At 57.6% G+C, this 2,030-nt stretch carries 5 protein-coding genes; 1 reads left to right on the forward strand and 4 read right to left on the reverse strand.

Translation table 11 applies throughout. The annotated features are described in order from the left end of the window. From OVY01_RS22855 to OVY01_RS22870, 4 genes are all read right to left on the reverse strand, one after another. Nucleotides 1-233 (reverse strand): transposase (locus OVY01_RS22855; RefSeq protein ID WP_267849942.1); only part of this gene is annotated, 233 nt, incomplete at its 3' end. A 60-nt stretch (nucleotides 234-293) separates the two neighbouring features. Next, nucleotides 294-569, reverse strand: a complete 276-nt coding sequence (locus tag OVY01_RS22860; protein WP_267849944.1) for a helix-turn-helix domain-containing protein — start codon at nucleotides 567-569, stop codon at nucleotides 294-296. Nucleotides 570-629: 60 nt separating this feature from the next. After that, nucleotides 630-1,166, reverse strand: coding sequence for a hypothetical protein (locus tag OVY01_RS22865; protein WP_267849946.1), 537 nt, complete (start codon nucleotides 1,164-1,166; stop codon nucleotides 630-632). A 408-nt stretch (nucleotides 1,167-1,574) separates the two neighbouring features. Then, complete coding sequence (locus tag OVY01_RS22870; RefSeq protein WP_267849948.1) at nucleotides 1,575-1,709, reverse strand: hypothetical protein; 135 nt, start codon at nucleotides 1,707-1,709, stop codon at nucleotides 1,575-1,577. Nucleotides 1,710-1,811: 102 nt separating this feature from the next. Here OVY01_RS22870 and OVY01_RS22875 point away from each other — a divergent pair. Then, nucleotides 1,812-2,030 (forward strand): transposase (locus OVY01_RS22875; RefSeq protein WP_267849950.1); only part of this gene is annotated, 219 nt, incomplete at its 3' end.

A 2,030-nucleotide genomic window follows, 5' to 3' on the forward strand; every position in this document is an offset into this window, starting at 1 on the left:
TCACGCTCCTCGGTCATACGCTTGAGCTCGGTCTTCAGTCGCCGCACCTCGGCACTTTGGTCCAGCTCCGCTTGGCGCACGACATCCGGCTTCTCGAACCTGGCTCGCCAAGCATAAAGGCTGTGCGTCGTAATGCCCAATCGCTGTGCTACATCTGCTACCGAATGACCTCGCTCGGTGACTTGTTTGACTGCCTCGATCTTGAACTCATCCGTGTATCGCTTGCCGCTCATACTGACCTCCTCGGTTGCCATAGATTATGGCTCGAAGATGTCTACGAAAGGCTGGCCGGTTCAGGTCGGCTTAACAGCACCGCGTGTGATCCATGAGTAAAGCGTGTTGATGGGCATGCCTACAGTACGAGCAGCCACGTCGATCGGGGCCAGATCCAAATCCATTTTGAGCTTCCGGACATCGTCCAGGTCGAAGAGCCATGGTGACTTCGAGCGCAGTGACCCTGATCGGATTGCAGGAAGTTCGCCTGTCTTTGCCATGGCCCAGACCTGACGAACCGAGCAGCCGATGACCGCTGCGGCCTCGTGGGCACGCATTGCGATGGTTGTATTCATATGTGCCTCTCCGCTAAATGCGTGCTCGAAGTAAGCGGACACGCTGCCGAGTTTGGTTGGTCAATCCTGCGCTGCATCCCGTGGCACATAGATGACCTGACGCTTGACCCAGCCCTTTTCTAGGAACTCGTCAAGCCATGGACGTTCGGGGTTCAGGTTCTCGCCGCGAGCATTGCTCCTGGTCCACCATTCGTAGTTCAGCGTCGCCAGGTCGGCGAAGGTATTCACAGGTGTTGTGCCGCGACGGTCGGTGACGCTGATCGCGTCGCCCGCCCCGATTTCCATCGTCACGCCCTGTGCACGGTAGAAGCCGGACAGTTGAATCTCACCTGTCGTACCGTTGAGCGTGAAAGGCACACCCTTATGGTTCATCTCCTTGATCAGCGCCGGCATGAAGCGCATGAAGCCTTTGTTCTCGTCATGCGTAGGAGCAAGCGGAGTGAGGTTGAGCGGTTCGTCAGCAACGGGCGCTGCGTCCTTTTTTCCCTTGAACTTCGCAGGCACGTCGGCGACGTCGGTCGTGACACTGGCGCCGTCGATGTGCCATCCGTGTTTATTGGCGTCTTGGTCCAGTACGTTGAAATCGAAGTTGTCCATGATCGTCTGTCTCCTCGTGTAGTGCTCTACGAATGCAGAGCGTCCGTACCAACATGGCAGATACGATCGACTTGGCAATATCCTCAACGCAAAAATCCTGCATATTTCAGCAGGCCGAAGGCATCAGACCGACGCGGTAGCGTCCCAGGTGTGTTGTACGCCGGCAAACGCCGTCTTCACTATCAAGTCAAATGGTCACCGACCTTAAAGCCTTGCCCTCCCCGCCGCCTGCGACACGCTCTCTCGCACCGCATGCCCCAACACCTCGGCCTCGATCGCTGCGACCTTAACCCCTAGGACAGCACGAGCATTGTCGACCGCAACGCCCAACGGTGTTTGCCCCTGGTCGTCCGCTGCGAAAAAGTCAGCCCACTCTCGAAGCAAGCGCTCGACCACGGGTGCGTACCCTTAGATCGCTGCGATGTGCAACGGCGACGCGTTACGCCACAACGAGAACCGACCGTTGACGCCACTGACGGCCGGTAAATTCATCAGCACGCCGGGCGTATGGCCGTCAATGAGGAACCGGACGAGTTGTGACATCTGAAAAGAAGGTCGTTTCATTTGTAAGCGTCCAGCCAGTACATCTTCTCCATCCGATCTAAAAGCGCGAGGATTGCCGATTTCATAACGGGATCGGAAGCGATGAGAGAAGAGCCGGATGTAATCGAGGTCAAGCCGTCGACAGCACGTCGACGCTTTAGCACGACGTTCAAGCGGGAACTGGTGGAACAGACGTTGCGCCCCGACGTCTCGATGGCCGCGGTGGCGTTAGCCAACGGCCTCAACACGAACCAGCTTGCCCGATGGCGGCGCGAGTATTTATTGGGTACGGGTGCCAGTCCGATGCCATTGCCCGCACTG

Origin of the sequence: Robbsia betulipollinis (assembly GCF_026624755.1) — a bacterium.
GTDB lineage: Bacteria > Pseudomonadota > Gammaproteobacteria > Burkholderiales > Burkholderiaceae > Robbsia > Robbsia betulipollinis.

Bases quoted from the DNA above. Each gene is read 5' to 3' on its own strand.
- OVY01_RS22860 (WP_267849944.1), bottom strand. From the start codon at position 569: ATGAATACAACCATCGCAATGCGTGCCCACGAGGCCGCAGCGGTCATC.
- OVY01_RS22865 (WP_267849946.1), bottom strand. From the start codon at position 1,166: ATGGACAACTTCGATTTCAACGTACTGGACCAAGACGCCAATAAACAC.
- OVY01_RS22870 (WP_267849948.1), bottom strand. From the start codon at position 1,709: ATGTCACAACTCGTCCGGTTCCTCATTGACGGCCATACGCCCGGCGTG.